5 protein-coding genes and 3 pseudogenes are annotated in these 5348 nt (G+C 72.4%); all 8 read right to left on the bottom strand.

Annotated elements, in window-relative coordinates:
• Positions 1-250: 250 nt before the first annotated feature.
• Complete coding sequence (locus ACZ56B_RS22960) at positions 251-640, bottom strand: STAS domain-containing protein (protein WP_468793646.1); 390 nt, start codon at positions 638-640, stop codon at positions 251-253.
• A gap of 32 nt (positions 641-672) precedes the next feature.
• Entirely contained in the window at positions 673-1902 is a 1230-nt protein-coding gene (locus ACZ56B_RS22955) for a PP2C family protein-serine/threonine phosphatase (RefSeq protein WP_468793643.1), read from the bottom strand.
• A 490-nt stretch (positions 1903-2392) separates the two neighbouring features.
• The gene (locus ACZ56B_RS22950; protein ID WP_468793640.1) at positions 2393-3154 is read right to left on the bottom strand and encodes a GTP-binding protein; all 762 of its coding nucleotides are present in this window, start codon (positions 3152-3154) and stop codon (positions 2393-2395) included.
• Complete coding sequence (locus ACZ56B_RS22945) at positions 3144-3818, bottom strand: urease accessory protein UreF (protein WP_468793792.1); 675 nt, start codon at positions 3816-3818, stop codon at positions 3144-3146. Before ACZ56B_RS22945 ends, ACZ56B_RS22950 begins: the two co-directional genes overlap by 11 nt.
• 59 nt (positions 3819-3877) lie before the next feature.
• Positions 3878-4111, bottom strand: a pseudogene (gene ureC / locus ACZ56B_RS22940) (urease subunit alpha); the annotation flags it as partial.
• Between the two features lie 17 nt (positions 4112-4128).
• Positions 4129-4344 (bottom strand): annotated as a pseudogene (gene ureA, locus ACZ56B_RS22935) (urease subunit gamma); the annotation flags it as partial.
• A gap of 306 nt (positions 4345-4650) precedes the next feature.
• Positions 4651-5130 carry an ATP-binding protein gene (locus ACZ56B_RS22930; RefSeq protein WP_468793638.1) on the bottom strand — a complete coding sequence of 160 codons (480 nt, stop codon included), beginning with the start codon at positions 5128-5130 and terminating at the stop codon, positions 4651-4653.
• A 107-nt stretch (positions 5131-5237) separates the two neighbouring features.
• Positions 5238-5348: pseudogene (locus ACZ56B_RS22925) on the bottom strand (PLP-dependent aminotransferase family protein); the annotation flags it as partial.

Here is a 5348-nt window from a genome sequence, read left to right as displayed (position 1 = left end):
GGATGGGCAAACTTGGAGGGGGATCGATAAAGAAAAGCCCCACCTGTGTCTTCTTCGGCCCCCCCGCTCCCCTGGTTTCTGTGTTGTTTCTTTCCCCCCCCCCCCCACCACGGGCGGTGAGGGCGCGGCCTCGGCGCGTGCCGTGCACAGGGATTCCTCCGACCGTCCGGTCCCACAGTGCTCGCCGCCGTGTGCGGCTCCGGATCCCCACCGGCAGCGGGGCCGGGCCCCGGTCACCGATGCCGGGCGATCACCCGGTCGGTCCGTCGGGAACCGAGTCCGGGGTCGGGTGGCTGTGCAGGGCCTGGTCCGTGCCGGTCAGTGCCGGCATCCGGCGTACGCGTCCACCGGGTGCGATCAGTGCCGGGCGGGCGCCGGTGTTCCGGGCCGTGCGGCAGGCCGCGATCAGGCAGGTGAGCCCGGTGGGGTCCAGGGACACGACACCGGACAGGTCCACGAGCACGCTCGTGACCGTCGGCGAGCAGCAGGGGTCGCAGGGTGCCGGCGAGCTGTGGGGCGGTGTGCGCGGGTCGAGGGCGCCTGCGGCCGCCACGAGGTGACGGCCGGTGCCCGGAAGGCGGGCCTGCCCGTCCGGGGTGTCCCGCCGGTCGGGAGAGGCGGGCCGGTCGGTGCTCGTCACCCTTCCTCCTTCCTCCCCGCAGGGGTCGCGGTTCACGGGTTCAGCTCCTGTTGGTGACCGCCGCGCCACTCGGTGAGCAGGACGGTGGCGTCGTCGTCGAGTCTGCCGTCGTGGTGTTCCATGACGGCGGCCATCAGCCGGCGCAGGGTCTCGTGCAGGGTGTGCCGGCCGGAGTGGTGACGGCGGATGAAGTCGACGAAGCGGTCCCGGCCGAACTCTTCCCCGCGGGCGTCGCGGGCTTCGGTGATGCCGTCGGTGTAGAGCAGCAGGCGGTCTTCGGGTTCGAGCTGCTCGATGGCCTCGGTGACCGGCAGGCCCAGGTCGGTGCCCATGGGGCCGGCCGGGGGGCAGGCCAGTTCGATGGTCCAGCGGTTGCCGCGGATCAGGATCGGCAGGTGATGGCCGCGGTTGATCCACGTCAGCCTGCCGCTCTCCATGTCCAGGTCGGCCAGGATGCCGGTGACATAGCGGCTGGTGCTGAACTGCTCGAGCAAGATCCGTTCCACCTGCTCGCTGGTCTCGGCCGGCGTGGCGCCCTGACGGCGGGCGTTGCGGCAGGCAGTCACGGCGACGTTCGCGGTGATCCCGGCGGTGGTGTCGTGGCCCATGGCGTCGAAGACACTCAAATGGAGGGTGCTGCCGGCCACCGCGTAGTCGAAGGCGTCCCCGCCCACCTGGTAGGCGGGTTCCCTCACGGCGCCGACGGTCGCGTCGTGTCCGGCGTAGGCGGGCGGCGGGGTGAGGTTCCACTGCATCTCGGCCGCCACGTTCATCGGCTCGGTGCGCACCAGACGGGCGTAGGAGTCACTGAAGGACCGCTTGCTCAAAAGGAGCAGGGCCGCCACGGACGCCAGGTCGCGCAGGGCCTGGCGGGTGGGTTCGTCCTCGGTGTCGGTGTCGGCCCGCAGCACGCCCAGGCGCTCCACGCCGTCGGTGACGGCCACCCACCACCGCCGCCCGCCCGGACGATCACCCGCCCCGTCCCGTTCAAGTTCGGGTTCGGGGAGCAGTTCCACGCGTTGGAAGGCCTGACCGGGCAGACTGCCCGAAACGGTGAACTCCTGCCCGCCGCTCCCGGCGTCCGGTCCCTGACCGGTGAGCCGGCGCAGCACCGTCTCCTGGAGGTCCACCACGAAGAGGGCCACGTCGTGCATGCCGGCCGCGGCGGCGTGCTCGGCGATCACCGGGGGAAGCTCCTCGAGCGTGGCCGTATGACTGGCCTGCACCAGCCGCACCAGCGACACCGCGCTGCTCTCAGTCACATCCCAGACCCTCTCGCCGGGCAGGCACGGTGGTGCACGCCATGGGCGAATGTGCCCCTTGGGGACTCCTTCACGGCCGCTCAAACGATGCCGGCCCTCAAGCAGCACACGGGTACCCGCTTGCGGACAGCACAGACGGCCGCCAGCAGCCGGCACCCGCTGTCACTGACCCACCCGCCCGGTCCACGGAACCGGCGCTGCAATCCCGCCGACGCACAGCAGTGAGCAAGCACCCTGGTACCCGGCTGCGCGTGCCCCCTCCGTCTGTCCCCCACCGCCCCGGGGGCCACATCGTGACGGACTGCGATCGGGCGGATGCCGGCAGGGAACCGGGACGTACAGGTGAGGATGCCCTCGCTCCCTGCTGTGACGGTGGTTCCCTGACCTCGTCCGTACAACCCGCGCCTCCCCTACCGCAGACCGCGTCGGCACCGGCCGATGAGCTCGCGGCGGAGCTGAAGCGGTTGCGGGCGGAGAACGGAGAGCCACGTCATGCGTTCGCCTCCCTCGCGTACCGAGCGGGTTCGCAACACGAAACGGCGGGCTTCTGTTCGGCCGTCCGTGTGAGGAGGTGGGTCATGGCGTGGTCGAGCTGCCGCCGCAGGGCCGTCGTCTCCGGGGCCAGGGTGCTGACCAGCACGCCTCCACCTGGAAGCTCCATGAGGGCGGTGTCGTGCGCGCGGAGTGCGGCGGGGGAAGTGCCGCCGCCCACCAGGTCGGGGTCCACGACGATCAGTGTGCCCGCGGTGCGCCGGCCGGCGGTGACGGCCGGGCCGTTCCATCCGATGGCCGCCGGACCCACGCCGAACTCCTGATCGTAGACCGGTCCGTGCTCCGCCTCGACGCGCACCCGCTGGCGGTAGGCGCCGGGCGCTTCACCGTGCCGTCCGAGCAGCACCTCTTCCCGCAGGACCAGCCGGGCGCCGGCTTCCAGCACGACGCGGATGGCGGTGTGCGGGCAGCAACCCGTCTCGACCGCCCGGACGCGCTCCGCGGGGAGCACTCCGTTGCGCAGCAGGAAGTCGGCGTCCTCGGAGGTGTAGATGTCGTTGGTGACGACGGCGAGTTGCAGTTCGCCGGCGAGCGACCGGCACAGTGCCGCGACGAGCGCGGTTTTGCCCGACCCGACGGGGCCGCCGAGGCCGATCCGCAGCGGACGTCCCGAGGGCCGGGGGAGCCGGTCCGTGTCCCGGCCGGGTGGCGTGTGGGTGTGCGGGGGTTCGTCCGCGGGTTCTTTTCGGTCAGGATGCAAAGAGACGCACCTCCCAGGTGGCGTGGAGTTCGGCGGAGATGTCGAGCAAGGGGGCGCCGTACGAGGGCAGTTCGTCGGCGGGTGCCTGCGCGTTGTCGGCGGCCCGCACTGCGAGGCGGTCCATCTGGGGTGTCAGCCGGGCGAGGAGGGCGTGCACGGCGAAAGGGTCGAGTCCGAGCAGGCGCACCGCTGCCGTGGCCGGACCGGTCGCGGCGTCGTGCAGGGCGGCGGCCGCGGCCGCGCGGGGGCCGAGCCCCAGGACCCGGGCCGTCGCGCCGAGGGCGACGGGCTGGTGCGGGCCTCCGGGCAGTGCGGCGGCGAGGGTGTCCAGTCCGCGGTGCGGCCGGACGGACCGGGCGGCGCGGAGCAGTTGCCGGCCGAGCCTGCGGGAGGTGGCGCGCAGGGCGGGTGAAGGGGTGCGGGCCTCGAATTCGGCGTCGAGGTCTGCGAGCCGGTCGGTGCCGGAGGGCTCCGGTGAGTCGTTCCCGAGCGCTGCGCAGGCCGCGGCGGTGAAGGCGGCGGCGGTGGCTCCGCTGGTGGCGATGCGGCCCTGGAGGAACGCCTCGAGCGTGCCGGTGTCCGTCACCCGTCCGGCCGCGACAGCCGCCTCCAGTCCACCGGAGTGGGCATGGCTCCCGGCGGGGAAACGCCCGTCCGCCAGCATCAGCAGAGCGGCGAGACCCGTCGGCGGGAGGGCGTCCGTGGCGGGGACGCGGGGTCTGGTCAAAACAGGAAGTACCTTTGGCTCATGGGCAGTTCGGTGGCCGGCTCGTGATCGACCACCTGGCCGTCGATGCGGACGGTGAACGTGTCGGGATCGACCTCGATGGCGGGCAGGGCGTCGTTCTCCGGCAGGTCGGCCTTGGTCCGGCCGCGCACGTTCTCCACCGGGACCAGCCTGCGGTCGATGCCGAGCCGGTCGGCCAGCCCGTCCTCGATCGCGACGGGCGCGACGAACCATGTCGGCCACGCCGTCCGTCCATCACCTCGTCCCGGCGCAGCACAGTGCGTCCCGCGTCCTGCAGGTCGGCCTTGGTGCGCCCGTCGCGGGCCCCTTCGAGGAGGAAAGCGGAGATGACCGCCGTGGCCTCGGGGAGGTTCAGCTTCAGGCCGCGCTCCCGGCGTTCCTGGGCGAGCTTGGCAGCCGTATAGATCATCAGGCGTTCTCGCTCCTGAAGACTGAGCAGCATCACTGTCTCCGCTCCCTACGGGACCGTTCCGAGGCAGACCGGCCGACGTCCGCGTGGCAGGAGTCAGCCTTGCACGGTGGCCGGCCGGTGGCGCGGTGATGTTGAGCCACCCGGGTTCACCGCACTGTGGGGCGTGGTCACGTTGTCGGGTGTGAGTGCCTGATGGCACGCCGGGGCGTGGTGGGCTCGTGCTTCGTGCCTGCGGCCACCCCCTTCACGGCCGGTGATCCACCAAGGGGTACCCGCACGCGGCCTGGTGACGACGTACGAGCGCGAAGGCTCCGTGCCTGTTGTTCCCGGCCACATTCACAAAGGGCTGCGTCCCGAGGGTGTGCCGTCGAGGTCGTCGAGGAGGGTGATGCGGGCGGTGATGCGTTTGCCGACCGGTTCGTGCCGCGCTTCGAGGTCCTGGCAGACGGCCGTGACGATCTCCAGGCCGTGCCGGCCGACCCGGCCGGCGTCCGCGGCCCGGGCGACGGGGAGCACCGGATCGGAGTCCCGGACCGACACCTCGACGGTGTCGCCGGTGACGCGCAGGTGCAACAGGGCCGGGCCGGGGGCGTACTTGCAGGCATTGGTGACCAGCTCGCTCACCACCAGCCGCGTCACGTCCATCGCGCGCTGGGAGACGGGCAGGCCGTGCTCGGCCTGCACGCGGGTGAGGAACCGTACCGCCAGGCGACGGGCGTGGGCGATGTCCGCACCGTCCCCGTCCAACGCGGCCATGGTCTGCACGGCATGTGCGCCCACCGTGGTGCCGTCCTCACCCACCGGCGCTGGTTCCATGCCGACCACCTCCGCTCCCCCGTTCACCCTTCGCGCGCGTACCCACGCGAAGACAGGCGACACCCCGTGCTCCCCTGCCGGGGCCTTTCGTTCGGACCGGGCCGGACCCGCGGGGTCCGGTGCCGCAGGCGGGCGGCGCGGACGTGACGGTCGTAGGCGCCGGAGGCGAGGAACTCGGCGAGGGCGAGCTGGTCGAGGACGCCGACGGACCGGCCGCC

It is taken from the genome of Streptomyces sp. NPDC034670 (assembly GCF_055574875.1).
This window is presented reverse-complemented; position numbering and strand designations above follow the sequence as displayed.

Bases quoted from the DNA above. Each gene is read 5' to 3' on its own strand.
- ACZ56B_RS22945 (WP_468793792.1), bottom strand. From the start codon at position 3,818: ATGCTGGCGGACGGGCGTTTCCCCGCCGGGAGCCATGCCCACTCCGGT.
- ACZ56B_RS22930 (WP_468793638.1), bottom strand. From the start codon at position 5,130: ATGGAACCAGCGCCGGTGGGTGAGGACGGCACCACGGTGGGCGCACAT.